Source organism: Flavobacterium amylolyticum (assembly GCF_048284335.1).
Taxonomy (GTDB): domain Bacteria; phylum Bacteroidota; class Bacteroidia; order Flavobacteriales; family Flavobacteriaceae; genus Flavobacterium.
The window spans coordinates 791022-817894 of sequence record NZ_JBLVPG010000002.1; the positions used below are offsets into that span (position 1 = coordinate 791022).

Sequence of the window (26873 nt, forward strand, 5' to 3'; positions counted from 1 at the left end):
ATGTGTATTTTTAGACTTATAAAATTTTAACAAATATAATCTTTATCCATAAAAAAACCATCAACTATTAATTGATGGTTTACAAATATTTTATTTATTGAACTACTTACGCTATACTTTCAATATGAACTACTTCATTAGTATCAGCAGTATAATCAATTCCATCCACTCCAAAACCAAATAGATTGTGAAAATCTTTTCTATAACCTTCTAAATCGCCTATTTCTAGTAAATTTTCAGTTACAGCTTCAATCCATAGTTTAGCTATTTTTTGCTGAACGTCAGAGCGCATTTCTAAATCATCTATACGAATTCTTCCTTTCTCATCAACAGGAACTTCATTTCCGGTATACAATCGTTCTTGGTACAAACGCTGAATTTGCTCAATACAACCTTCATGAATTCCTTCCTCCTTCATTATTTTATACAACAATGAAATATACAATGGAATCACTGGAATGGCCGAACTTGCTTGAGTAACCAAGGCTTTATTAACCGATACAAATGCTTTTCCTTTAAGTTCCGCTAAACTTTCAGTGATTGAAAATGCAGTTGCTTCAAGATGATCTTTCGCACGACCTATAGTTCCTTTTCTATACACAGCCTCAGTCAATGATGGCCCAATATATGAATAAGCTACAGTAGTAGCACCAGGAGCCAATAAATTTTGAGCTTTTAAGGCATCAATCCACATCGCCCAATCTTCGCCACCCATCACAGCAACAGTATTTTCAATGTCGTCACCACTACAAGGTTCAATAGAAATTTCAGAAACTTTTCCAGAATGAAAATCAACCGTTTTATTCGTAAAAGTACTTCCAATAGGTTTCAAAACAGAACGGTGCAATACTCCTGTTGTAGGATGCATTCGAACCGGTGAAGCCAAACTATAGATAATTAAATCAACTTGCCCTAAATCAGCTTTGATTAAATCTAATGTTTGCTGCTTTATTTCATTCGAAAAAGCATCTCCATTAATACTTTTCGCATACAAACCTGCTTTGTGTGCTTCCGTTTCGAAAGCCGCAGAATTATACCATCCTGGTGAAGCCGTTTTTCCTTCAGAGGGTGCTTTTTCAAAGAAAACGCCAATTGTAGCCGCATCAGAACCAAAAGCACTTGTAATTCTGGAAGCCAAACCAAAACCGGTTGAAGCACCAATTACTACTACTTTTTTAGCACCATCAATGGGACCTTTTGATTTGATGTAATCGATTTGATTTTTAACATTTTGCTCACAACCTTTTGGGTGTGATGTTGTGCAAATAAATCCTCTCATTCTAGGTTCAATAATCATAACTGTCTTTTGTTTCCGTTTTATATTGTTGGACTTGTTTATTCTTTAATTCAAAAAAATATAAATATCTTAATTAATAATTTTTCTAATATTTTCTCTCACCGTTAATATGTCTATTTTTTTATTTTTACATTCTATAGTGTCGACTTGGTAACTGGATAAAAATTCATTGAAATCTTTACAGTCTTTTAAAACATTAAATTCCTTTTTAGTGATATCAAATACAATTCCTTTCAATCTATTCATTGAAGAACCTATTACTCCTCCAATTGCACCGCCACTTCCATAAGCTATTCCCTTTGACCAACCATTTGCCAGTGCTGCTTCTAAATATAGAAACTTACCTGATTGTAGCACCCTATGATATGAATTTGGATTATCCCCTACTTCACTCTTATCCCCTTTCAGTGCATATTTACTAAAATATTTTTGTTGTATGTAGAGATTTCCATTCAGTGATACAGCAAAAACTCCTGTCAATTTAGTTTCATCCGCAATAGTATATAGAAAAACATGATCAACAATAGAATTTTTAGGAATCAATTTTTTTTCAAAACCTATGATTTCTCTTCGTTCAACCGGGTTATGTTTAGTATTCTTTTTATTTATAAAGTCTTCCAAAGTATTATAGAAACCCTCCGGATAATCACTCACTGAATACACATAATTATGGGCGACACCTCCAGTAACTGCTTGATTAGAATCTAAAACTTGCCCAAAAGAAGTATTAATAAGAGAAATATAAATGATACTCACTACTGCGATAGTTTTTTTTAAATACATATTCTATTTTTAAATATAAAATTTAATTAAATTCGTGTTAATTATATTAGAAACAAATATAATTTAAAATATTAGTTCAACAAAGCTTTAGCATGATTTAAGGCCGAATCAGAAACGACTGTTCCGGATAACATTTGGGCTATTTCAACTATACGTTCATCCTCATTTAAAAGTTTCAATTCAGATTGAGTATCCTCTCCAACAGTGGATTTAAAAACCTTGAAATGTGCATTGCCTTTAGCCGCAATTTGTGGCAAATGGGTTATGGCAAAAATTTGCATTGCCTGACTCATATCTTTCATAATTTCTCCCATTCTTATAGCAATTTCACCAGAAACACCGGTATCTATTTCATCAAAAATCAGTGTTGGCAATTTTGAATATTGGGCTAATATTGCCTTTACAGCCAGCATAATTCTAGACATTTCACCTCCGGAAGCGACTTTTTTCAATAAACCAAAATCCGTTCCTTTATTGGCTGAAAATAAAAACTGAAGCTCATCTTTCCCGTTTTTAAAATACGTTTCAGTTGTTAAAAGATCCATTTTAAATCGCACATTAGGCATTCCTAACGTTTCTAATATCTCAATTAATTTTTGAGACAAAACTGGAATAGATTCCAATCTATAATTATGAATTCTAATCGAAAATGCATCTAAATAACTTGTTTTTTGTTCAACAGAAACAGTCAGCGATTCAATTTCTTCTTCTATATTCCCTAACTCTAAAACTGAATTCTCCATATTAACTTGGATTTTCAATAATTCATCTACAGATGAAACCTGATGTTTCTTTTGCAAATTAAAAATCAACTGAAGCTTTTGACTAACTAAATCCAATTGCTCTGGATCATTAACTAGTTTTTCGGAACAACGATTCAACTCACCTAAGATATCATCAAACTCAATTGTTATGCTCGTAATTCTTTCTAATAAGGAATGATATTCCGTTGAAAAAGATGCTGTTTTTTGTAGTGAAACCTTAATTTCATTCAAATTATGCACTACACCGATTTGTTCTTCATTGGCTATAGCCAAAGACCTATCGATAGATTCTTTTATAATTTCAACATTATTTAACTTGTCAAAATCAGCTTCAAGAACTTCTTGTTCACCGAGCTTTAATTTTGCTGCAATCAATTCATCTAATAAAAAAGTATTGTATTCCTGTTCTTTTTTAGATTCTCTTTGTATTTGCAACAGTGCATTCAATTTAGATTTATCTGCTTTAAAACTTTTTAAAAGTAATTGATACTCCAGAATCGTTTCCTTGTTATTTGCAATAGCATCTATGATATCAAATTGTACACTTTCATCAGAAAGTTCCTGAGTTTGCTGCTGGGAATGAATATCAATTAGAAACAAGCTTAATTCCTGCAATTCTTGAAGATTTACGGGACTATCATTTACAAAAGCTCGAGACTTACCTGAAGGCAGAATTTCACGTCTAATTATTGTATCATTCTCATAGTCTAAATCATTTGACTCGAAAAAAGAGGTCAAATTATACTTTGAAATTTCAAAATGTGCTTCAATTACACATTTTTCTTCCTTATTTTTCAATGAAGTCAAATCGGCTCTTTTTCCTAATACCAGCCCTAATGCGCCTAAAATTATTGATTTACCAGCACCAGTTTCTCCGGTTATTGTGGAAAACCCTTTTGAAAAATCGATAGTCAATTTTTCTATTAAAGCATAGTTTTTTATTGAAAGTGATGTTATCATTTACTATATTATTTTTTGAGAAAAGCTAAATTGAAGACTGGTTAATATTGTATAGAAACCCATTTACTTGAGTTCAAAGGAGAAATTTTATTCAAATTATTGACTAAATCTGATATCGTAATACTAGGTCCACCAGAAAATATAGATACTATTTCATCCGATTTTGCATCGAAAAACACACGTGCTAAAAAAGCATTTGGTCGGGTGGCATTTAATTTTGCCAGATTAATTAACGATACCTTAATTTTTTCTTTCGAAACTTTTAAATCCTGGCTCATCAAGTCTAATCCAGAATGATAATCGAACATAGTTTGTCGGACTTGTTTGAAAGTTGGAGATAAAATATCATTTATTAAAAAATAGCGATTTTGATTTCCATCGGCTTGACTCCATCCCTTTGAACCGCTTTGCTGAGCTACACTTGAAATGTTTTGAGCGATTTCAAAATTAGAAGTACCAGAATTAGCGACAAAAGTGTCCGCATCCATTCCTAAAATCACATAACTGTAAAAAGAAAGTACCGATATTAGGTTAGAATCAAACGTACTGGGGTTAAAAATTAAATTTTCGAACTCGGTGTACTTAAAATTAAAGTCTTTATCATTATAATTTAACACCGGCGATGAATAGGAGGAATTAAAAACCGGTCTGGCGGACTGAACTTGAATAGTAGCCGTAAATTGATCTGAACTGTTAGCAGACACCGTAATATACATTGAACAATTGATCTTTTCACTTTGCTTTACCACTTGACCTGTCCAATCGGTTTTATTTACAAACTCGCTTATGGCTGTTTCTAAAGTTTTAAAAACTTGCTGATTTGTCACGCTCAGCCTTTGGGAGTCTACCGTTACCACACAATTTAATTGTTGCGCTTGAGCAAATCCAAAAATAAAAAGCAGCAAAAAAATAATTATTTTATTCATCCGTAGATTTCTATTTTTTATTCATTTTGTCTCACTTACAACAGCTATAAGTGATCAATAAACCATTTCTCTAGTGTTGAATCCCAAAATGAATTATCACTTTATTTAAAATATCATCAGCAACTGCCTCTTTAGATTTTAATTCCATAGGTTCAATAATGAAATTTTTATCAATAAAAGTTACTTTATTAGTTGCTTTCCCAAAACCAGCACCAGGATCTTGCAACGAATTTAAAACAATCAAATCTAAGTTTTTTTTCTGAATTTTCAGCTTTGCATTTTCAATTTCATTCTCTGTCTCTAATGCAAAACCAATCAAAAATTGTTTTTCCTTTTGAGCCCCTAAAGAAGCTAAAATATCTTTTGTCTTCACAAGTTCGATTGTAAATTCAGCTGCAGCCTTTTTAATTTTTTGCGCTTCTGTATGTTTCGGTTTATAATCTGCTACAGCTGCTGCCGCAATAGCAACATCAACATCTGCATAAAACTGATGACATGCATTGTACATTTCTTCAGCCGAAACTACTGGAATAACAGTGATTAATGGATTTAAAACTTTACAATTTGTGGGCCCTGAAACTAAAATTACTATAGCCCCTAGATTAGCAGCGCTTGAAGCTATATCAAAGCCCATTTTCCCCGAAGAGTGATTCCCAATAAAACGAACAGGATCTATGGCTTCATAAGTAGGCCCAGCAGTAATTAGTATTTTTTTCCCTTTAAGAGGTAATTTACTGTTTAAATCAGCTTCAATATATGCCACAATATTTTCAGGCTCGGCCATTCTACCTTCTCCGGATAAGCCACTTGCCAATTCGCCTGTTTCTGCAGGAATAATTATATTCCCAAATCGCATCAAAGAAGAGAAATTAGCCACGGTTGAGGAATGTTTATACATATCCAGATCCATTGCAGGCGCAAAATACACAGGACATTTAGCAGACAAATAGGCAGCAATCAAAAGGTTGTCACAACTGCCATTGGTCATTTTAGACAACGTATTTGCCGTTGCAGGAGCAATTACCATTAGATCGGCCCAAAGTGCTAAATCTACATGATTATTCCATTTCTCATTTTCATCATCTTGATTATAAAAACTGGAATGTACCGGGTTTTTGGATAATGTAGATAGTGTTAGCGGAGTTATAAAATCCTTAGAAGCAGGTGTCATTATCACTTGGACATGTGCACCTGCTTTTATGAAAAGTCGTACTAATGATGCTGTTTTATACGCTGCGATTCCACCAGAGATTCCTAGTAAAATTTTCTTACCGTTTAAAACTGACATAGCATTATTATTTATTTGAATCTCTATGGTAAATTTTACCATCCAACCATTCTTGAACCGCTAAAGCATGTGGCTTAGGTAGTTTTTCATAAAATTTTGAAACCTCAATTTGTTCTTTGTTCTCAAAAACTTCCTCAAGACTGTCATTGTAAGTAGCAAATTCTTCTAATTTCTCAGTCAATTCTTTTTTAATCTCAGAATTGATTTGGTTTGCTCTTTTAGCCATAATGGTTATCGCTTCATACACATTACCAGTAGGTTCTTCAATCACATTTTTGTTGTATGTAATTGTATTTACTGGAGCAATCGTCTTTTTTAAATCCATGGCGTTATTTATTTAGTAAATTTTTGTAAATCTTTATTTATTCTAGCTAACATTTCGTTTGCTACTTTTTTGTATTTAGTTTCGGCATTAAATTTTATCAAATTTGACTGTGCTACCTTTGCTACATTTAATCGATCTTCCATTTTTGAAGGAATACTATTAATAGCCAATTGATAGGCTGAATCTAACTTGTAATACAATGCATCCTCTTTGAAAGGCGTTCCTGGATAATCCGAAACAAAATTTTCTAAGGCTATAATTGCCGATTTATAATCCGAAATTGTATTGTACCCTTTCGCATTTTCAAAAACCTTTTTCTCTATTTTTTCACTCAGTAATTTTACTGCATTGTTTGCCTCAGATAAATACTCTGAATTTGGATAATTATCAATAAATGACTGTAATTTATCTAATGCTTTTGTAGTATCCGTTTGATCTAAACTATAAACTGGTGATAACATTGAGTAACTTTTTGCGCCCAAATACGCCGCTTCTTGTAATTTTTCACTTTTAGGATATCCGGAAACAAAACTTTCAAATTGATATCCTGCCAAGTAATATTGCTTAGTTTTATAATAAGACTGAGCAAACATATAAAACAATTTTTCAGCTTGAGGTTTTCCTCTGTATGCAGGAGCAATTTGTTCAAAAATACGAATCGCTTTAGAATACTTTCCCGCATCATACAGTCTAGTCGCCATATCAAATTTAATAGCGACATCTTCCGTTTTTAATGCTTTTTGATATTCGTTACAAGAACTAAAAACGACTATAAGAAGTAAAAGAGATATTATTTTTTTCATTTGTTTACTTTTTTTATGATTTCCTGATTGAAACAACCCACGAAATCATACCGAAGTTTCGGTGGCAAATTTAGTTATTAATTTAGCGACTTCAAAATATATTTTTTGTTTAAAAAAAGTCTTTTTATTTAACCTTGTTTATTTACTTTTTTAACAAATTGGTCAATTTTTCCCGCTAATAAATCATCTACTCCCACTAGCGGCAATCGCACTGTGTTTTCTGAAATTCCTAGCGATAGAAACACTTGTTTGATTCCTGCAGGATTACCCTGCTCAAAAATCATATCGATACAATCTGCTAAAAGATACTGCGATTTAAACGCTTCGTCTACTTTACGATTTAATCCCAATCGAATCATTTCTGAAAATTCTTTAGGAAAACCTTGTCCAATTACTGATATAACGCCAGATCCACCTGCTAAAACCATTGGTAAAGCAATCATATCATCACCTGAAATCACAAGAAAATCTTTAGGTTTATTTTTCAATAATTGCATGGCCTGAACGATATCTCCTGCTGCCTCTTTGATGGCAACAACGTTTTCGAAATCGTGTGCCAAACGCAAAACCGTTGAAGGCAACATATTGCTCGCCGTTCTCCCAGGAACATTGTATAAAATTACCGGAATTGGCGATGCTTCAGCAACTGCTTTAAAATGTTGGTAAATCCCTTCTTGAGTTGGTTTATTGTAATACGGTGAAACAGAAAGTATCGCTGTAAATGCTGACAAATCTCTTGTTTTTAATTCTTCAACCACTTTTAAGGTATTATTCCCTCCTACTCCAAGCACTAATGGCAAAGCGCCATTATTCGCTTCGATTACAGTACGAATAACCAATTCTTTTTCGTCCGGAGACAAGGTTGCATTTTCTGCAGTTGTACCCAATACTACCAGATATTCAATTCCTCCATCAATAGAAAAATGTACAATTCTTTTTAAAGCATCGGTATCAATTGAAAAATCTTGTTTGAATGGGGTTACAAGAGCAACACCGGTTCCTATTAATGATTGCATATTATATTTTGTTTAATAATTTTAAATATTTAAATAATTCACTTACAAAAACACTGTAACTATTGACTTCCGTTTTAATCATGAAATGATTTAATCTTTTGTCAATAGTTGAAAAGCCCACTTTGAAGTTTGCTTTTGAATGATGCGTAATTTGCATTAAAATTGCTTTTTCGATATCATAATAACTGATTAGTAAATCAAACTTTTGATTGATAAAATCATGTACTGCTGGAGACGAAATTTGTCCATTCCAGTTAAGATGCCTTGCATTAAAAGTAGGATATGTATCTTTATTACCTTTCTTTAGTTTTCCATTGTAAACAATGGTTTTTATGCTTTCAGGAACAATTCCAAATGAAGACAATTCTTTAATCAATAATTCGATCTTAACAAAATCAGTAGCATCAACCACTAATCCAACGGTATGTATGGCAGCTGTAGAAGCATTACTTTTTAAATTTTGCAAACTGTTTTTTAATGTTTTTTTTACAAAAAAATTCTTTATATAATTTAAAAACATATTACTTTTACTTGATTACAAAATTAATTAATTAAGTCGCATTTAAAATGGTAAAACTAAAAAAGTATAACGACGTTTCTAAACTTTTTGTTATATTCTTAACATTTTTATTTGTTGTTTCATGCAGCAAACAAAATTATTACGTTACTAAGATTGAAGGAAAGCGAATTCCAGTAACGGAAAAGGAAAATCAAGCTCTTAATTCCGGTCCACAAAGAGGACAAGCTCAACAAATTGAAAATTTCATAAAACCATACCGAGAAAATATCAACAACGACTTAGACAGCATTCTTGCCTATAGTCCACAAACATTAGATAAAAGCACCGGTAAATGGCAAACTACTATTGGTAATTTAATGGCTGATGTGACTTTAATGCGAGGCAATGCTGTGTTTAAAGCCCGAGAAAAAAAGAGTATTGACATTTGCCTGCTCAACAGTGGCGGGATTCGTTCTATACTCCCGAAAGGGAATGTAACCGCCAGAACCGCTTTTGAAATTATGCCTTTTGAAAACAGCTTGGTTGTTATCGCTTTAAAAGGGGAACAAATTCTTGAAATGGTAACCTTTTTTATTGCCGAAAAGAAATCCCATCCTCTTGCTGGAATTACATTTACAATTGACAAAAACAATGTTGCCAAAAATATTTTAGTACAAGGAAAACCCCTTGAAAAAGAGACCATTTATTATGTTGGAACCAATGATTATTTATCCAATGGTGGAGATAACATGAATTTCTTTAAAAAAGGCATTCAGAAATTTGATTTAGACTATAAGTTGAGAAATATCCTAATTGACTATTTCAAAGAAGTAGATACAATTCCCGTGATAAATGACATTCGAATTACGGTTGAATAAAAAATAAATGTTCCATAGTGCGACACAAGGCTTCGCTTTAAACAAGTATAGAATAACACTGTTAAGATATGGCTTTAGCCCTGATGGTCGAATTGCTTTCGCAATTGCCTTTGTGTTTTTTCTTTAAAAGCATAAATATATAGCAAACAGCAGGAAATAGCTCCAAAAAAAAATAAAATGAAAAGAAGAGAATTTATAGAGAAAACAGCTGCAGGTTCAGCTTTACTGGGTTTAGGAATATCATTAAGCAGCTTCGAATCCTCAAAAGCCAGACAGCTGACAGTTTTACATACGAATGATGTACACAGTTATATTGATCCATTTCCGGCTGATCATCCCAGAAATGCTAATATGGGTGGTGTAGCCCGCAGGGCCGCATTGATTGAAACAATTCGAAAAGAAAATCCAAATGTTCTGTTATTAGATGCGGGCGATATTTTTCAGGGAACTCCTTATTTTAACTATTATGGCGGAGAATTAGAATTCAAATTGATGAGCATGATGCAATACGATGCTTCTACCATAGGGAATCATGATTTTGATAATGGGGTTGAAGGTTTGCATGCACAAATGCCACACGCCAACTTTGAGTTTTTATCCGCTAACTATGATTTTAAAAATACTGTGATGGATGGTTTTGTAAAACCATACAAAATATTCAACAAGAATGGGATTAAGGTTGGTGTTTTTGGACTCGGGATTGAGCTTGCCGGTTTAGTCGATAAAGGAATGTATAAGGAGACTGTTTACAACGATCCGGTTGAGACCGCACAAGAAATGGTACGAATTTTAAAGAAAGAACAGCAGTGTGATTTAGTAATTTGCCTATCCCATTTAGGGTATAAATACAAAGACGAACCTACTAAAATATGTGATTTAAAATTAGCCGAACTCACACAGGATATTGACTTGATTATTGGCGGACATACCCATACTTTTTTAGACAAACCTACTGTTACAAAAAACCGTATTGGCAAAGAAGTTTTAGTAAATCAAGTAGGTTGTTATGGTATAAATCTGGGGAGAATTGATTTTTATTTGGATAACAATAAAGCAAAAGCTTTTGAAGGAAAATCGATTATAGTGTAACTACAATCGATTTTCCTTCAAAATTTAACCATTTACACACTAATTATTTTTTGAACAAAACCGATCATTACTTTATTTAGTGTTTACTTTCATGTCTGGATTTAAACTTTGGGCATGAATCCCAAATTTATAAAACAGACTAACTTACTATAAATAAGACTAATCGTTTAATAACAAAAAAAAACTATAAAAATACCCCTACAAGAATTTCAATCGTTACACCAAAAAACAGACAATGCATATTCTGGCAAAAACTATATCTTTAATCAGTCTCTGTAGTAGAAGTATGAATTAAATTGATAAAATCATCTTCGGAAATTATCGAAATGTTGAGTTTATTTGCTTTATCAAGTTTAGCCGGCCCCATATTATCGCCAGCTACAACATAATCCGTCTTTGCTGAAATAGAATTCCCCACTTTTCCCCCATTATCTTCAATTGCTTTTTTCAAATCGTCTCTAGAGAATTTCTCAAACACACCTGAGACCACAAAAGTTTTTCCTATAAGTTTATCTGTAGCATTGGGATTTATTTTTTCAACAATTTCAAATTGTATTCCATATTTTTTAAGCCTTTCCAGAATGCCTCTATTTTCTTTGTTTTCAAAAAAATCAAGTACACTTTGTGCGATTCGATCTCCAATTTCGTCTACCAAAATTAAATCCATCAAAGTCGCCTGACCCAAGGCATCAATGTTTTTATAATGTTTAGCCAATTTCTTCGCTACTGTTTCTCCTACAAAGCGAATTCCGAGTGCAAACAAAACGCGTTCGAAAGGAATATTTTTAGAATGAGCCACTCCATTTACTAAATTCTCAGCCGATTTTTGTGCCATTCGATCCAAGGGTAAAATCTGGTCGACAGTCAATTCATACAAATCGGCATAATTATGAACTAATCCATTATTAAAAAGTAAGGCTACCGTTTCTCCGCCAAGACCTTCAATATCCATGGCTTTTCTAGAAATAAAATGCTGAATTCTTCCAATGATCTGCGGTGGACATCCATAAAAATTTGGACAATAATGATTCGCTTCTCCTTCTGATCTGACCAGTTCTGTATTGCATTCCGGACAATGGCTAATGTATTTTGTAGATTCTGAGGCATCGGCTCGTTTTGTTAAATCGACCGCTATAATTTTGGGAATAATTTCTCCTCCTTTTTCCACAAAAACAGTATCTCCTACACGAATATCTAACTTTTCTATTTGATCAGCATTATGCAATGAAGCTCTTTTTACAATGGTTCCAGCTAACTGAACGGGGTCAAGATTAGCTACAGGAGTTATAGAACCGGTTCGTCCTACCTGATACGAAATAGAATTTAATTTTGTTGAAACTTGTTCTGATTTGAATTTATAAGCGATGGCCCAACGAGGTGATTTGGCGGTAAAACCCAATTCCTCTTGATACTGAAAAGAATTTACTTTAACCACAATACCATCCGTTTCATAAGGAAGAGTATGCCTTTGACTATCCCAGTAATCAATAAATTCGAAAACCTCAGTTAAATTACTGGCTAATTTTGCTTCTTTAGGAACTTTAAAACCCCAGTTTCTCGCGGATTCTAATCCTTCAAACTGCGATTTGAAAGGAAGAGTATTTCCAATTAAAAAATACAACAAACAATCCAAAGGTCTTTTTGCCACTTCAGCGCTATCTTGCAATTTTAGACTTCCTGAAGCCGTATTTCTAGGATTAGAATAGGGAGTTTCTCCAATTTCTATTAGTTCCTGATTCATTTTTTCGAATCCGGCAAAAGGCAAAATTATTTCACCGCGAACGTCAAATGTATCTGGGAAATTCCCTTTTAGTTTTAACGGAATTGATTTTATGGTTTTGATATTATTAGTCACATCATCTCCCTGAAAACCATCGCCACGCGTAACGGCTCGTTTCAGTTTTCCATTTTCATACGTAATACTAATTGAGGCACCATCATATTTTAATTCACAGGTATATTCTAGCGGGACATCGCCTAAGACCTTCTGAACGCGTTTTTCCCAATCAATTAATTCTTCTTTGGAATAGGAATTATCCAAAGAGTACATTCTATATCTATGCGGAACGGTTTGGAAGTTTTTTGTTATTGTTCCACCTACTCGTTGCGAAGGTGAGTTCTCATCAAAATATTCCGGATACTGACTTTCAAGCTCTTGTAGTTTTTTTAATTTCAAATCAAAGTCATAATCAGAAATAATTGCCTTATCTAACACATAGTAATTATAGTTGTGCTGATTTAATTCCTCCCTTAATTTTTGAATTGTATTCTGAATATCCATAGAAAATAAATTGGCTATTTTAGTTTTGAAAAAGTGTACTAAAATAGCCAATTAAAAATAAATAGCAATACAATTAAGATGCCATAATAGTATTTATTTGCTGGTACAATAGACCATCACTCAAAAACGAACCTTGTTGTATTAATTCAAAAATTGAAGTATTGCGTTCTTCTGAAAACTCTTTTTTACCCACTTTCATTTCAATAGTATCCGTAAACATATTATCGCTAAGCCATTGCAAGCCTTCTTTGGTCAAGAAATCAGTCTCTGGAACTAAAGATTTCAAGACTATTGATTGGACGTGAGTATCAAAACAATGAAAAAGAAAAATATGATTTTTAGAAAAATGTTCTAAGTACGTTGCTTTTGAAAGTACTCCTTCCCATACCAAATCAGAAAAAACATCTAATTCTTGTTCGGCAACTTCTGGTTTTTCTGCTTTTATTTTATCCCACTCGGCTTTATCGATGGTCTGCGTTGCTAAAAAAGTACTGAATTCCTGATTCAATTCCTCAAATTGTTCTTTTGTTAATCTTGAGTATTTCATTATTGCGTTTTAATATTTGACTTTTATTTTTAGCTATTCTTGATTTTATAAAACAAAAAAAACCCTCTCAAACGAGAGGGCAAATTTAATCTATATAAATTACAATGTATAATCTGTACTGACAAAATTAGATTCTTTGCTATTTAATAATTCCTGCAAAATACTATTGTTATAATCATTATCTTTTGATGCTACAAAAGTTCTGATAGAGAACGAACGCAAGGCATCATGAATGCTTAACGTTCCCACAGCAGAGTCTTTCCTGCCTGTAAATGGGTATACATCAGGACCTCTTTGACAAGAACTATTTAGGTTTACTCTACACACTAGATTCACTAAAGTATCAATAAGTGGCGCAATAGTTTTGATGTCTTTTCCAAACAAACTTACTTGTTGTCCGTAATTTGACTCCGCCATATCATTCAATGGTTCTTGAATGTCTTTGAAAGTCATAATGGGTACAACAGGACCAAACTGCTCTTCATGATACACTCTCATTTCTTTGTTTATTGGAAATAAAACTGCAGGAAAGATATAATTAGGAGAGTGCTCCCCTCCTTTAGCATTAATTATTTTCGCTCCCTTGTGAGTCGCATCATCAATTAATTCCTGGATGTAGGCAGGCTTGTCTTTTTCGGGCAACGGAGTTAACTGTACTGATTGATCCCATGGATTTCCAAAAACCAGCGCATCTACTTTGGCAGCAAAACGACGATTAAATTCATCGGCAATCGTCTCATGAACATATAAAATTTTTAAGGCCGTACAACGTTGACCATTAAATGATAAGGTACCTGCAATACATTCTTGAATAGCCAAATCTAAATCGGCATCCGGTAAAATAATCGCTGGATTTTTAGCCTCTAGGCCTAGTATCAACCGTAATCTGTTTTTGTTAGGATGTTGATCCTGCAACGCAATAGCTGATTTACTATTACCAATCAAAGCCAGAATATCTACTTTTCCAGATTTCATTATTGGCGAAGCTACTTCACGTCCTCTTCCATAAACAATATTAATAACTCCTTTTGGAAAACTGTTCCTAAATGCCTCCAATAGAGGAGAAATTAACAAAACACCATGCTTAGCAGGTTTGAAAATTACAGTGTTACCCATAATCAAAGCGGGAATCAATAAAGAAAAAGTTTCATTCAAAGGATAATTGTATGGTCCAAGACACAGTACAACACCAAGTGGTCCGCGACGTACCATGGCATTAACCCCTTGGCTCTTGGTAAAACGAGAACTGTCTCTGTCTAACAGTTTGTAATCTTCAATAGTATCGTAGATGTACTCTACCGTTCTGTCAAATTCCTTTTCAGAATCACCCAATGATTTTCCAATTTCCCACATCAAAAGTTTAACAACTTCTGTTCGAGTCGCTTTCATCTGCGTAACAAAATTTGCCATGCATTTGATACGGTCCGAAACTTTCATGGTAGGCCACAAACCTTGACCATTATTGTAAGCTATGCTAGCCGCATTTACTGCTTCATTAGCTTCTGTTTCTCCCATAAAGGGAATAGATCCTAATATAGTTGGTCCGTATTCCTCCGAGGATGAGATTGTCGAGAAAACCGCGGTAGTTTGACCTTCCCATTTTTTTAACTCACCATCTATTAAATATGTATCTTGATTCAATAATGTGGTGATCTTAAATTCTTCTGGTATTACATTCATACTAAAGTATATTAAATTTTATTTTTATTTTAAAATAAATAAAGAGGCAATTGCCTCTTTATTTATTAGGGAGTAACTACTTCGCCATCCCATTCTGTAATACCTCCTACCAGATTATAAGCATTTTCAAAACCCAGTTGATTCATGATTTCACATGCTTTTGCACTTCGCATACCGGAACGGCAATACACATAATAATTTTTACTCTTGTCTAATGTTTCTATTTCAGTTACAAAATCCTGACCTCGGTGAATATCAATATTGATGGCATTAGTGATAATACCTTCATTGAATTCTGCTTCAGTTCTCACATCTAAAATCACTGCATTTTCATCAGCTTCAAATTGAGAAATCCAATCTTCTTGTGTTAAATTCATAATGATTTTTTTTGTAAAAATACAACGTTTTTAACTAATAATAAACGGATGAATTGTAAATTAGATAATATTTATAAGAAAACGTTTTCGCAAAACAGTTTGTATCAAAGAATTATAAATCAGCCATCTATTTTACTGAAAAAGCCTATTAAATCCATGGGCAATAAATAAAATAAGATGCAATAAATCAACCACTTGCCCATAATTTCCTAATTAAAAACAGCCTCCTCTTTTTATTTTTTTTAGATTACTTTTACATTATAAACGATAGTAATTATACTAAAATGCTAGAATCAATCAAGAATATATTTCCTTCATTTTCAAGAGAATTAGGTATAGAAATCGCAACAAACGCCACTTTACATTCCTACCAAAACGGTGATATAATAATACGAACCGGCCAATATATAAAAAACACTGTATTAGTGATCAGTGGAAAAATAAAAATTTATCGCGAAGATGAAAATGGAGGTGAATTTTTCATGTATTATTTACAACCCGGTCAAGCCTGTGCTATTTCTATGATTTGTGCTACCAAAAATGAAAAAAGTCAAATAATGGCCAAGGTTGTTGAAGATGTTGACATCGTGTTAATTCCTCTTCTATTCATGGACAAATGGATGATGCAACACCGCAGTTGGTCTGAATTTGTAATTAATTCCTATCGCACTCGTTTTGAGGAAGTCCTAGAAGTCATTGACAGCATTGCATTTAGAGCAATGGATGAACGTTTAGAATTTTATTTAAAACGCCATGCCGAGGCTTGCCACTGTAAAGAATTGAAACTTTCTCATCAGGAAATTGCCTCCGAATTAAATACCTCCAGAGAAGTGATTTCTCGTCTTTTAAAAAAGATGGAACAAAGGGGCTTGGTATCCCTGCACCGTAACAATATTGAAATTTTAAAATAAAACATCATTAATGTGACAAATGTTACCGTTTACAAATGATTTACAGACAACCTTTGTATTAAAAAAATTCAAATGGAATATTTAGGTTATTTTGCTTCAATTATCATTGGGCTTTCTTTAGGTCTAATAGGTGGCGGAGGATCAATTCTTGCTGTTCCTATTTTAGTATACCTTTTTAATATCAATCCAGAACAGGCAACAAGTTATTCCTTATTTATAGTAGGAATAACAGCCATGATTGGTAGTTACGGTCACTACAAACTTGGAAATTTAAAGTTAAAACCAGCACTAATTTTCGCAATACCTTCTGTACTTTCTTTACTTTTTGTTCGGGATATTATATTGCCCACAATCCCTTCCGTTCTTTTTACAATAAATGCTTTTGAAGTATCAAAAAACCTTTTGATAATGATAATCTTTGCTATACTAATGATTATTACATCAATATCAATGATAAAAAAAACTAGTCAAAAAAAGAATGTGAAACAAGATAACTTTTTCCGTATTGCCTACATAGGACTTCTGGTGGGGTTCATAACAGGATTTTTAGGTGCCGGAGGTGGATTTTTAATCATTCCAGCTTTGCTTTTTTTTGCAAACTTACCTATAAAACAGGCTATTGGCACTTCATTATTGATTATCTTTATTAATTCATTAATTGGATTTGGCGGGGATGTATGTAATGGTAATCCAATCAATTATAAACTGCTTTTTACTATTTCAACAATTGCCATAATTGGAATGTTTATTGGAACTTATTTATCTAAAAAAATTGATGGAGCAAGATTAAAACCCGCTTTTGGATGGTTTATACTAAGCATGGGTATTTATATTATAATCAAAGAATCTTTAATGAAATAAAAAATCAATGTAACAATTATCACTGTTTATCCTAAAAAACAGAACTACATTTGTACTATGAAATTAAAAGACGCAATCATGCAAATTGAACAAATATATACAGGATGTTTAGCCCAAGGTGCTTATTATATTACCTCTAATGGCGAAGCTGCTATAATTGACCCATTACGTGAAACCCAACCGTATTTAGATCGATTAGAAAGAGACAACGTTACATTAAAATATATTTTTGAAACCCATTTCCATGCTGATTTTGTATCTGGCCATGTTGATTTGAGTAAAGAAACTGGCGCTCCTATTGTTTATGGTCCAAATGCAACCTGTGAATTTGAATGTATTTCTGCTAAAGACGGACAAGAATTCACTATTGGAAACATCAAAATAAAAGTTTTACATACCCCTGGCCACACTATGGAAAGCGCTACTTATTTACTGATTGATGAAACCGGAAAAGATCACGCAATTTTCTCTGGAGATACTTTATTTATTGGAGATGTAGGAAGACCGGATTTAGCCCAAAAAGCAGCTTCGATGACACAGGAAGACTTAGCTGCGCTCTTATATCATTCCTTAAGAGATAAGGTGATGCCCTTGGCAGATGATGTTATTGTATATCCAGCTCATGGTGCAGGAAGTGCCTGTGGAAAAAACATGAGCAAAGAAACAATATCTACTATCGGCAATCAAAAAATATCAAATTATGCATTGCGAGCAAATATGACTGAAGCCGAATTTGTGCAAGAAGTAACCGAAGGTTTATTGCCTCCACCGGCTTATTTTGGCATGAATGTAGCCCTGAATAAAAAAGGATATGAGAGTTTTGAAAAGGTATTGCATTTGGGAATGCGTGCACTATCGGTGGTCGAATTTGAAATGGCTGCTGAAGAAACCGGTGCCTTGATTTTAGATACGAGAAAAAATGGGGATTTTGCTAGAGGATTTATTCCGCAAGCTATAAATATAGGAATTGACGGGGATTTTGCTCCCTGGGTGGGCGCTTTAATTGGGAATGTAAAACAACCCATTCTAATTGTTTGTGAAGTAGGACAAGAGGAAGAAACTGTAACGCGTTTGAGTCGTGTAGGGTTTGATAATTTAATAGGTCATCTAGATGGCGGTTTTGATGCCTGGGCAAAATCCGGAAAAGAAATTGATACGGTAAATAGAATTACAGCCAAACAATTTGTAGAAAAAGTAAAAATAGGTGAAAGCACTATAATTGATATTCGCAAAGAAAATGAATATTCAGCTGAACATGTACAAGAAGCCTACAGTAAACCATTAGCAGCTATTAATGAATGGGTGAAGGATATAAATCCGAAAGAACATTTTTACCTACATTGTGCGGGGGGATACCGTAGTATGATTGCCGCTTCAATATTAGAAGCTCGTGGTTTTAGAAATTTTACAGAAATTGAAGGTGGATTTAATGCAATTGCAAAAACAAATATACCAAAAACTGATTTCGTTTGCCAAAGCAAAGTTTTAAAATAATTGACACCTAAATTAAGAAAGCTGACTATCAAAATTATTGGTGTTTTTTATATCAATTATAAAAGTATTTTATATGTACCTCTTTTGAACGTCTTTATTCATAATGTTAACAATTTAAAAAATAAAATAAAATGTCAGAGTTAAAATGTTGTCTAGTTTCCTGTGAGTCATCGCTTGACGCAACCTATTGGGAAGCCCAATACAAAGCTAAGACAACCCATTGGGATTTAGGTAAAGTATCTCCTCCCATACAAGCGTATGTGGATACCTTAAAAAACAAAAACATTCGTATTTTAATTCCCGGCTGTGGTAATAGTTATGAAGCAGACTATCTTTTCGAGCAAGGATTTACAAACATAACTGTTATAGATATTGCACCCACTCCCGTTGCGGATTTAAAAGAAAAGTTTAAAAACAATTCTAATATTCAAATTATATTAGGTGATTTCTTTGAACACGAGGGAAAATATGATTTGATAATTGAGCAAACCTTTTTCTGCGCTTTACCACCTGTATTGCGGCAAAAGTACGTTTGGAAAATGCATTATCTTTTAGCTGATGAAGGAATTTTGGCTGGAGTATTATTCAACCGAACTTTTGAAACCGGCCCTCCTTTTGGCGGAAGTAAAGAAGAATATGGAATGCTTTTTGCAGGAGTTTTTGACTTTTTGAGCATGAATTTGTCTAAAAAATCCATAAAAGCAAGAGCCAATTCTGAATTATTTATCGAACTAAAAAAAAACAATCTAGTAGCTGTTACTCTTTATAAATTTGATGGCATTACTTGTAGTAACTGTATGAAAACTATCTCACAAAAATTAGCAACAATTGATACTATCTTAAATGTAAATATGAGTAGTAATTTTGCTGAAGTTTTAATTGTCAGTAAAAAAGAAATCACAATCAAGGAATTACAACATGTGATTTCATATGATGAAAAGTATAAAATTGAAAAATTGAAACAATAATATTAGTTTTTTTCAAAATAATGGAGGCATCTTTTATTTATAAAATAACACCTTAAGTTTTAGATTTTTCTAATAGTTACCTCAATAATTTTTGCTAAAGTCGCTTTTTAAAATATAAATGTTTAAAGGGCTGTTTTTTTTAGTAAGTTAATTTTTTTTTAAATAGAACTATTTCCTAACTACAAATACATTACAGATGAGTAATTTCGATACAATTATCAAATCAGAAAAACCGGTATTAATAGATTTTTTTGCTACATGGTGTGGACCATGTAAAACGCTTGGTCCAATTTTAAAAGCAGTAAAAGAGAATTTGGGAGAGACCATTTCCATCATTAAAATTGACGTAGACAAAAACCAGCAAATTTCAAATCAATATCAGGTTCGTGGAGTTCCTACTATGATTTTATTTCAACATGGCATACAGTTGTGGAGACAATCCGGAGTGTTGAGTAAAGAAGAAATTATTAAAATCATTTTGGAAAAAAGTAATAAATAATTTTTAACAGTCAGTATTAATTCTAAAATTAAATTTACTGTAATTACGTTACAAACTGATGAACTTTTATTTTTTGAAAAATTCATTCTTTATTTGTATTGGAAAATTTATTTAAAACTTCATAAAAACTCTGTATTAATTTCTATTTTTTTACAATCATTATGAAAAAGCCTCGTAAATACAAACTTTCAAGATCCGAATCTTTATTTGTACGAGGACCGATGACGCGGATAAAAAACTTAACTTTCATTTTTAAGGTCCTTTATAATTTTATAAGAGCTTTTCAAAAAATGCATGCCCTAGGTCCTTGTGTAACGATTTTTGGATCAGCCCGTTTTGGTCCAGAAACTGCTCATTATAAAAGCGCCGAAAAAATTGGTTCCGAAATAGCAAAATTAGGATTTACAGTAATGACAGGAGGTGGACCTGGATTAATGGAAGCCGCAAATAAAGGAGCTTATCAAGCAGGCGGATATTCTGTAGGATGCAATATTGTGCTTCCTGTAGAGCAAAAACAAAATTCTTATCTACACAAATGGGTTTATATTCCTTATTTTTTTGTAAGAAAAGTAATTTTAATAAAATATTCCTATGCTTTTGTAGTAATGCCAGGAGGAATAGGAACATTAGACGAACTATTTGAAGCTTTGACTTTAATTCAAAATAAAATAATCAGCAATTTCCCAATTGTAATTTTTGATTCTATTTATCACAAAGAATTAACCTATCATATCAAAAAAATGGTAGACTATGAGAGCATCAGTCCTGAAGACATGAAGCTCCTTTTCGTAACTGACTCTGTAGAGGAGGTAATTGAACACCTCAAAAAACACGCTATCAAAAAATTTGGTTTAAAAAGAACAAAATAAAAACATTCCTTGATTGACAACTAACATAACCAGACTTAATTATAAATTTGAAGATCTTTTTTTAAATTTAATTATTTTCATTTAACGCTCCCTTTTGCAACCATTTATATAAAACTTCTTCTAATTTACATCTAATAATTGGTTTGGAAACATAATCATCCATTCCTGATTCTAAACACTTTTCTTTTTCACCTAACATTATGCCTGCAGTCAAGGCAATTATTGGAATGTTATTGTATTTTTTTAAATGTTTTATTTCCGCAGTAGTTTGATATCCGTTTTTATGAGGCATTTGGATGTCCATTAAAATCAAATCCAGTTTCTCTTTTTTGTACATTTTAATTGCTTTTTCACCATCTGATGCTTCTAAAATAGTGCTACCTGGTAGAATCGATTTCAGTAACGTTTTTACTAAAAGCATATTAATTCTATTATCCTCAACTATCAATATATTTTTCCCAGAAAAATCCATTGAATAATTGGCTTCGTTATTTCTCTTAACTTTTTCCTCTTGGCCTATGGAAATAGTTTCATGATTAGATTTTTCTAATTCAATATTAAAATAAAACTCACTTCCTTGTCCAAATTTACTTTTTAATTTTAAATCACTGTTCATCAAGGACAAAAGCTGATTTGAAATAGCTAATCCAAGTCCTGTTCCTCCAAATTTGCGTGTTATAGAGCAATCTTCCTGCATAAAAGATTGAAATACTTTCTCTTGATTTTCTTGTTTTATTCCAATACCTGTGTCCTTTACACAAAACGTTAAGTGGCATCGATTTTCATCTTCAAAATTAGTTTCACAACTAATATCTAACTGAACATGCCCTATTTTTGTGAATTTTAATGCGTTACCTATTAAATTTACTAAAATTTGTTTCAAACGTATAGAATCTGCAAAAACAAAATTGGGAACAGTGTCTTCTATATTTAAAATTAAATCTATTTTTTTTAAATCTGCATGATATTTAAAAATATCAACTACATGATGCGTAAGTTCTATAAGATTAATTTCTTCCACGTTCAATTCTAATTTTCCCGATTCTATTTTGGAAAAATCTAAAATATTATTAATTATTTCAATTAAAATAGTAGCAGATTCATTAACCGTATTCATGTATTCCTTCTGGTTTCCATCTAAACTAGTCCGCATTAATAAATCCGTAAATCCAATAATTCCGTTTAAGGGAGTACGAATTTCGTGGCTCATATTTGTCAAAAAACTAGATTTAGCTTTATTGGCCGCTTCGGCTTGTTCTTTAGCTTTCGTCAGCGCAATTTCTAATTTTTTAAACTCCGTTATTTCAACAAAGCTAATGATCACTTTGTCAATTTCTCCATTATTATTAAAAACAGGAAAACCATTAAACAAAAGCCATTTAATAGATGTGATATAGGGTTTTTTTATTCCAATAATAAAATTTTTAATTGATTTTCGTGAACTAATAATTTGGTTAACGGGGTAATTTTCTATGGACAACGATTTATAATCCTCTTTTATAAATTTCCATAGTGGATTATGACTGTGTTTTTCTTTTATTTTTTCCTTACTCAAACCTATTAACACAGAGGCTTTGGGATTTGAAAAAAGAATAGAAGAATTCTTATCATGCACAATTATACCAACATCAAGATTATTCAATAAATCCCGATACCGTTCTTCACTTTCTCTAAGTGCTGATTCCGTTAATTTATGTTTTGTAATGTCTACAACTGTGATCAGTGCTTCTTTTTTATTTTCAGAAAGAATTCCGGTAAGATATATATTTATGGTTGTTTGATCCTCTAAAACTAATTTAACCTCACAACATTCCTTTTTTTCAACTTCAAATATACGATCTATAAATTTATTGAAAACAGGCTTAGAATCATCACAAACAAAAAATCCAAATTGACTGTTTATCAATTTTGATCTGTCTTTTTTTAATAGTTGAGACCCAGCTATATTAAGATGAGTCACTTTACCCGAATTCGTAAGCGTAAAATAGCCTGTGGGCGCAAAATCATACAATTCAGTGTATTTTTGCTTTGCCTTTTCGGCCTCATTTACTGCAAGCAGGAGTTCGTCTTTTTGCATCTCCAACTCTAACTGATGTACCTCTAATTCATGAATCAGTTTTAATGTTTCCACCTCAGAAAGTTTGGAATTACTTTTTGACTCTTTTATCCTTTGTAATTCCTCTGCTTTTTGTCTAATGATGAAGCGAGCGTCAGTTTTATTTTCAATATTTCCCATGAGTACTACATTTTTAAATACTACTATTTTAATTGTCTAGAATTGGAAATTATAAAGCCTTTTATCTTTAACCAAAAATCTCTTTTATAATGCTATTTCATGCATGAAAAATTGAATGTTTTTTTGATTTCCAATAAAATACACTGTACTAATAAATTCAATATTAATTCTTTTTTTATGCGCTGTTTCAATCTCTTTGTAGATTGAGCGAAATGATTCGTTGTGACTCAATTCCTTAAAAGTATTTTTATTTACTATGATGTTTTTGAGAAATTCAACAGTCCAAATTTCTTTCCCAATAAATTTTTCCTTGGGAATACCCGTTAAATCTATAAAAAAAGGGTTTACAGCATTTATCTTTCCTGATGCTCCATCCACAAATACAATTCCGTCTTTTACAGAATCGAAAAGGTGTTTGTAACGCGTTTCAGCATTAACTAATGCTTCCTGAACAAAGACACGATCAGAAATATCGCGTATGATACACTGAATCACTTTTTTATTATTTACCAGATAAACATTACTAACAAACTCAACATGTATCTTTCTTCCTTTTGCAGTTTCTAAGGGCAAATTTTCATACCGAACAAATTCTTTTTTTTGTAACTCTAAAAATTTATCCTTATTGGCAACAATATCTTTTAGAGAACCTATTTCCCAAATCGATTTCTCAATAAACTGGTCATATGAAAAACCCAACATACCTACCAAAAATGGATTTACATCTATTATTTTTCCAGACTCAAAATTAAGAATTAGAATTCCATCTTTGGCAGATTCAAAAAGACGACGGTACTGATTTTCTAGTTTAAGAGATTCCTCAGCTTGTTTTGCTGCTGTAATATCAGTAAATGTGATTACAAGTCCATCTATGCGGTCATCCAAAGTACGATATGGCATTATACGAACATAATAAAACCTGTTATCATTTGTTGGCACTTCTTTCTGGATGGGTGTAAGTGTTCGTATAACTTCTAGCGCATTATCAACCATTTCGGGATATTTCAAATCGCAAACTAAATCTGTAAAAGGTCTTCCAGTATCCGTAGCACGCAATTTAAATATTTTAGTTACGGGATCTGTAAATCGTCGTATATTTAGTTCATTATCTAAAAAAAGAGTGGCGATTTCCGTACTATTAAGCAGGTTTTTCATGTCATTATTTGCCTGCTCAAAATCAATTAACTTACTCTGTAACTCCGTATTAACGGTTTGTAATTCTTCGTTTAAACTTTGAAGCTCTTCCTTTGAAGTTGTTAATTCTTCATTTGTTGATTGAAGCTCTTCATTTGTCGATTGAAGCTCTTCATTTGTTGATTTAAGTTCCTCCTGAGAAGCCTGCATCTCTTCTCGAACACTATTTAAATCTTCATTACTACGAATGAGTTCCGCTTCCAGTTCGTTCTCTTTACTAGTAGCATTCAATTTTATTAATTTAGAAATACCTAAACTGGGTTCCTTACTACTATTAGTATTGATAACATCCGTAAATACCAACATTATCATCCCTTTTAAAGCGTCCGGACTTTCTAATTGCTGGACTGTCAAGTTTATTAGATGATAGGTTCCATTTTCATTTACTTTTATGGCATCAACATGCACTGGATTGAAATTTTGCATCGCTTTACGGAATGCTTTTGGCAATTCATTTCTTAAACCTTCCCGAGCCATAGCATGAATGTTCCAGTTTGCTTTACCAGCTACTGGTTCTAAATATTTCCCAGTTCTCCCAGTAATATAGACTATATCCCCTTTATTATTAACCAGTATGCTTGCAGGTAAAAAACGTTGTAGTAAAATTTGATCCGTAAGAGTCTGTATGTTTTCAACGACCTTATTTTCTTTCATAATATCAATAGTTTCTCTTTTAATTTGGGAAAAAGAACTTGGAAAGTTTGAGAATTTAGGGGAAATTGATTTTGAAATTCGCTTAAAAAACTTCAATTTTGAATCCACTACTTCAAATCCTGTAATACTGCTTGCAATTGTTTCTGCAGTTCCAAGCATCATTATACCACCATGGTTTAAGCTATAATTAAACAGCATTATTAATTTATTTTGTAATTGAGGTTCCATGTATATCAACATGTTCCGGCAAGTTAATAAATCCAACTTTGTAAATGGAGGGTCTTTGATAACATTGTGAGGCGCAAAAACAATCATTTCTCGAATAGAAGTGTTTACCCGATATCCTTCTTTTTCGGGTGTGAAAAACTTATTGATACGTTCTTGTGATACATCCTTTGTTATGTTAGAATAAAAAAAACCTTTCCTTGCTTTCTCAATAGATAAAACATCTAAATCAGTTGCGAAAATTTGTAATTTTATTCTTTTATCTTTTTCCCTTTTATAGTTTTCCTCTTCAAAAATCATTGCTAAAGAATACGCTTCTTCACCCGTCGAACAGGCAGGAATCCATACTCGTACAATATGTTCAGGAGACATTCCTTGTAACATTTTTGGAATAATTTCCTCTTTCAGTTTATTCCAAACAGGAGGATCTCTAAAGAAACTCGTTACACCAATTAGTAATTCTTTGAAAAGCAATTCCGTTTCTTGGGGATTTTCTTTTAAAAAACGTACATACGTTTCTATTTTGTCAATGTGATGTATTCCTTTTCGTCTTTCAATGCGACGCAGTAAAGTACTTTTTTTATACATCGAAAAATCATGCCCTGTTTGTTCCCGTAACAAGATTATAATTTTATCAAGACTACTTTTAGTTTTAATGTAAAAATCAGATACGCTATTGATTTTTGGAAAATATTGGAGCAATGCAATTATCCTGTCAGGTAATTCTTGAACAGGCGCAACAATATCAGCTGTAACAGATGCAACTGCATTACGTGGCATGCTGTCAAATTTTGCAGAGGTAGGGTCTTGTACCACTACTATTCCGTTTTTTTCTTTGATGGCTTTTAGTCCTAAACTACCATCAGATCCCATTCCAGAAAGAACAACTCCAATACTTTTTTCCATTCGATCCGCTGCTAATGATCTAAAAAAAATGTCAATTGGTAATCGCAACCCTCGAGGCTCTTTGGGATCAAATACGTGCAATTTACCGTTCAAAATTGATAAGCTTTTATTTGGTGGAATTACATAAACAGAATTAGGTCTTACCGGAAGCATATCTGTTACCTGATAAACTTTCATCTCTGTCATTCTTTGTAGTAATTCAGGCATTATTCCAGGATGTGTTGGGTCTAGATGCTGGATTACTATAAATCCCATACCTGTTGCTGTAGGCATTTTTTCAAAAAATAATTTTAGCGCTTCTAGCCCACCCGCAGAAGCTCCAATACCAATAATTGGAAAGTCTTTAATATCGGATAGAGATAAACTTAAATTTGGTTTCAAATCTAAAATTTCGCCTTCTTCAAGACTGACTTGATTATATTTTATCATTATAAAGTTAGATTTTCATTTAACTATTTTTTGTTGAGTAGTATACTACAATTAAGTATTGTTTTTTAAATTTGACAATTAATAAATGGCTAATTTAATATGTTTAAATTGTCT

General features: G+C 32.6%; 23 protein-coding genes. 8 read left to right on the top strand and 15 right to left on the bottom strand.

Annotation, left to right across the window (positions count from 1 at the left end):
* Positions 1–106: 106 nt before the first annotated feature.
* From fabV to ACNQF9_RS09640, 9 genes are all read right to left on the bottom strand, one after another.
* Entirely contained in the window at positions 107–1297 is a 1191-nt protein-coding gene (fabV, locus tag ACNQF9_RS09600) for an enoyl-ACP reductase FabV (protein WP_417990130.1), read from the bottom strand.
* Between the two features lie 69 nt (positions 1298–1366).
* Complete coding sequence (locus tag ACNQF9_RS09605; protein WP_417990131.1) at positions 1367–2053, bottom strand: hypothetical protein; 687 nt, start codon at positions 2051–2053, stop codon at positions 1367–1369.
* Positions 2054–2151: 98 nt separating this feature from the next.
* Positions 2152–3804 (bottom strand): DNA repair protein RecN, encoded by a 1653-nt coding sequence (recN, locus tag ACNQF9_RS09610; protein WP_417990132.1) that lies wholly within the window; start codon positions 3802–3804, stop codon positions 2152–2154.
* Positions 3805–3845: 41 nt separating this feature from the next.
* Entirely contained in the window at positions 3846–4730 is an 885-nt protein-coding gene (gene porD, locus ACNQF9_RS09615) for a type IX secretion system protein PorD (protein WP_417959666.1), read from the bottom strand.
* A 70-nt stretch (positions 4731–4800) separates the two neighbouring features.
* A complete protein-coding gene (gene coaBC / locus ACNQF9_RS09620; protein WP_417959665.1) occupies positions 4801–6018 on the bottom strand; it encodes a bifunctional phosphopantothenoylcysteine decarboxylase/phosphopantothenate--cysteine ligase CoaBC in 1218 nt (405 codons plus the stop codon).
* Positions 6019–6025: 7 nt separating this feature from the next.
* Entirely contained in the window at positions 6026–6343 is a 318-nt protein-coding gene (locus ACNQF9_RS09625; RefSeq protein ID WP_417959664.1) for a DNA-directed RNA polymerase subunit omega, read from the bottom strand.
* An 8-nt stretch (positions 6344–6351) separates the two neighbouring features.
* Complete coding sequence (locus ACNQF9_RS09630) at positions 6352–7146, bottom strand: outer membrane protein assembly factor BamD (RefSeq protein ID WP_417959663.1); 795 nt, start codon at positions 7144–7146, stop codon at positions 6352–6354.
* 128 nt (positions 7147–7274) lie between these two features.
* Positions 7275–8162, bottom strand: coding sequence for a 4-hydroxy-tetrahydrodipicolinate synthase (gene dapA, locus ACNQF9_RS09635; RefSeq protein WP_417959661.1), 888 nt, complete (start codon positions 8160–8162; stop codon positions 7275–7277).
* A 1-nt stretch (position 8163) separates the two neighbouring features.
* A complete protein-coding gene (locus ACNQF9_RS09640; protein ID WP_417959660.1) occupies positions 8164–8682 on the bottom strand; it encodes a DUF6913 domain-containing protein in 519 nt (172 codons plus the stop codon).
* A 47-nt stretch (positions 8683–8729) separates the two neighbouring features.
* Here ACNQF9_RS09640 and ACNQF9_RS09645 point away from each other — a divergent pair, with 47 nt between their 5' ends.
* Entirely contained in the window at positions 8730–9539 is an 810-nt protein-coding gene (locus ACNQF9_RS09645; protein ID WP_417990133.1) for a 5'-nucleotidase C-terminal domain-containing protein, read from the top strand.
* Between the two features lie 177 nt (positions 9540–9716).
* Positions 9717–10628, top strand: coding sequence for a bifunctional metallophosphatase/5'-nucleotidase (locus tag ACNQF9_RS09650; protein ID WP_417959658.1), 912 nt, complete (start codon positions 9717–9719; stop codon positions 10626–10628).
* A 262-nt stretch (positions 10629–10890) separates the two neighbouring features.
* Here ACNQF9_RS09650 and ligA read toward each other — a convergent pair whose 3' ends face one another.
* The 4 genes from ligA to ACNQF9_RS09670 all read right to left on the bottom strand — a co-directional run bounded on the left by ligA (position 10891) and on the right by ACNQF9_RS09670 (position 15513).
* Positions 10891–12909 (bottom strand): NAD-dependent DNA ligase LigA, encoded by a 2019-nt coding sequence (gene ligA, locus ACNQF9_RS09655; protein WP_417959657.1) that lies wholly within the window; start codon positions 12907–12909, stop codon positions 10891–10893.
* Positions 12910–12982: 73 nt separating this feature from the next.
* Positions 12983–13456: a DUF6495 family protein gene (locus ACNQF9_RS09660; RefSeq protein WP_417959656.1), complete on the bottom strand. Its 474-nt coding sequence runs from the start codon at positions 13454–13456 to the stop codon at positions 12983–12985.
* A gap of 99 nt (positions 13457–13555) precedes the next feature.
* Positions 13556–15136, bottom strand: coding sequence for an NADP-dependent glyceraldehyde-3-phosphate dehydrogenase (locus tag ACNQF9_RS09665; protein WP_417959655.1), 1581 nt, complete (start codon positions 15134–15136; stop codon positions 13556–13558).
* Positions 15137–15201: 65 nt separating this feature from the next.
* Positions 15202–15513 (bottom strand): rhodanese-like domain-containing protein, encoded by a 312-nt coding sequence (locus ACNQF9_RS09670; RefSeq protein WP_417959654.1) that lies wholly within the window; start codon positions 15511–15513, stop codon positions 15202–15204.
* Positions 15514–15797: 284 nt separating this feature from the next.
* On the opposite strand from ACNQF9_RS09670, the gene ACNQF9_RS09675 reads away from it, so the two are divergent.
* From ACNQF9_RS09675 to ACNQF9_RS09700, 6 genes are all read left to right on the top strand, one after another.
* Entirely contained in the window at positions 15798–16424 is a 627-nt protein-coding gene (locus ACNQF9_RS09675; RefSeq protein WP_417959653.1) for a Crp/Fnr family transcriptional regulator, read from the top strand.
* A gap of 72 nt (positions 16425–16496) precedes the next feature.
* The gene (locus tag ACNQF9_RS09680) at positions 16497–17285 is read left to right on the top strand and encodes a sulfite exporter TauE/SafE family protein (RefSeq protein ID WP_417959652.1); all 789 of its coding nucleotides are present in this window, start codon (positions 16497–16499) and stop codon (positions 17283–17285) included.
* A gap of 78 nt (positions 17286–17363) precedes the next feature.
* Positions 17364–18779 carry an MBL fold metallo-hydrolase gene (locus ACNQF9_RS09685; protein ID WP_417990222.1) on the top strand — a complete coding sequence of 472 codons (1416 nt, stop codon included), beginning with the start codon at positions 17364–17366 and terminating at the stop codon, positions 18777–18779.
* 131 nt (positions 18780–18910) lie between these two features.
* Complete coding sequence (locus ACNQF9_RS09690) at positions 18911–19747, top strand: methyltransferase domain-containing protein (protein ID WP_417990134.1); 837 nt, start codon at positions 18911–18913, stop codon at positions 19745–19747.
* Between the two features lie 196 nt (positions 19748–19943).
* Positions 19944–20246: a thioredoxin gene (gene trxA, locus ACNQF9_RS09695; protein WP_417990135.1), complete on the top strand. Its 303-nt coding sequence runs from the start codon at positions 19944–19946 to the stop codon at positions 20244–20246.
* A 290-nt stretch (positions 20247–20536) separates the two neighbouring features.
* Positions 20537–21115, top strand: a complete 579-nt coding sequence (locus ACNQF9_RS09700) for an LOG family protein (RefSeq protein ID WP_417990136.1) — start codon at positions 20537–20539, stop codon at positions 21113–21115.
* A gap of 67 nt (positions 21116–21182) precedes the next feature.
* On the opposite strand, the gene ACNQF9_RS09705 is transcribed toward ACNQF9_RS09700, so the two are convergent.
* Together ACNQF9_RS09705 and ACNQF9_RS09710 are read right to left on the bottom strand one after the other, a co-directional pair.
* Positions 21183–23351 (bottom strand): ATP-binding protein, encoded by a 2169-nt coding sequence (locus ACNQF9_RS09705; protein WP_417990137.1) that lies wholly within the window; start codon positions 23349–23351, stop codon positions 21183–21185.
* A gap of 84 nt (positions 23352–23435) precedes the next feature.
* On the bottom strand, positions 23436–26759 hold the full coding sequence (locus ACNQF9_RS09710; protein WP_417990138.1) for a chemotaxis protein CheB: 3324 nt from the start codon (positions 26757–26759) through the stop codon (positions 23436–23438).
* Positions 26760–26873: the final 114 nt, after the last annotated feature.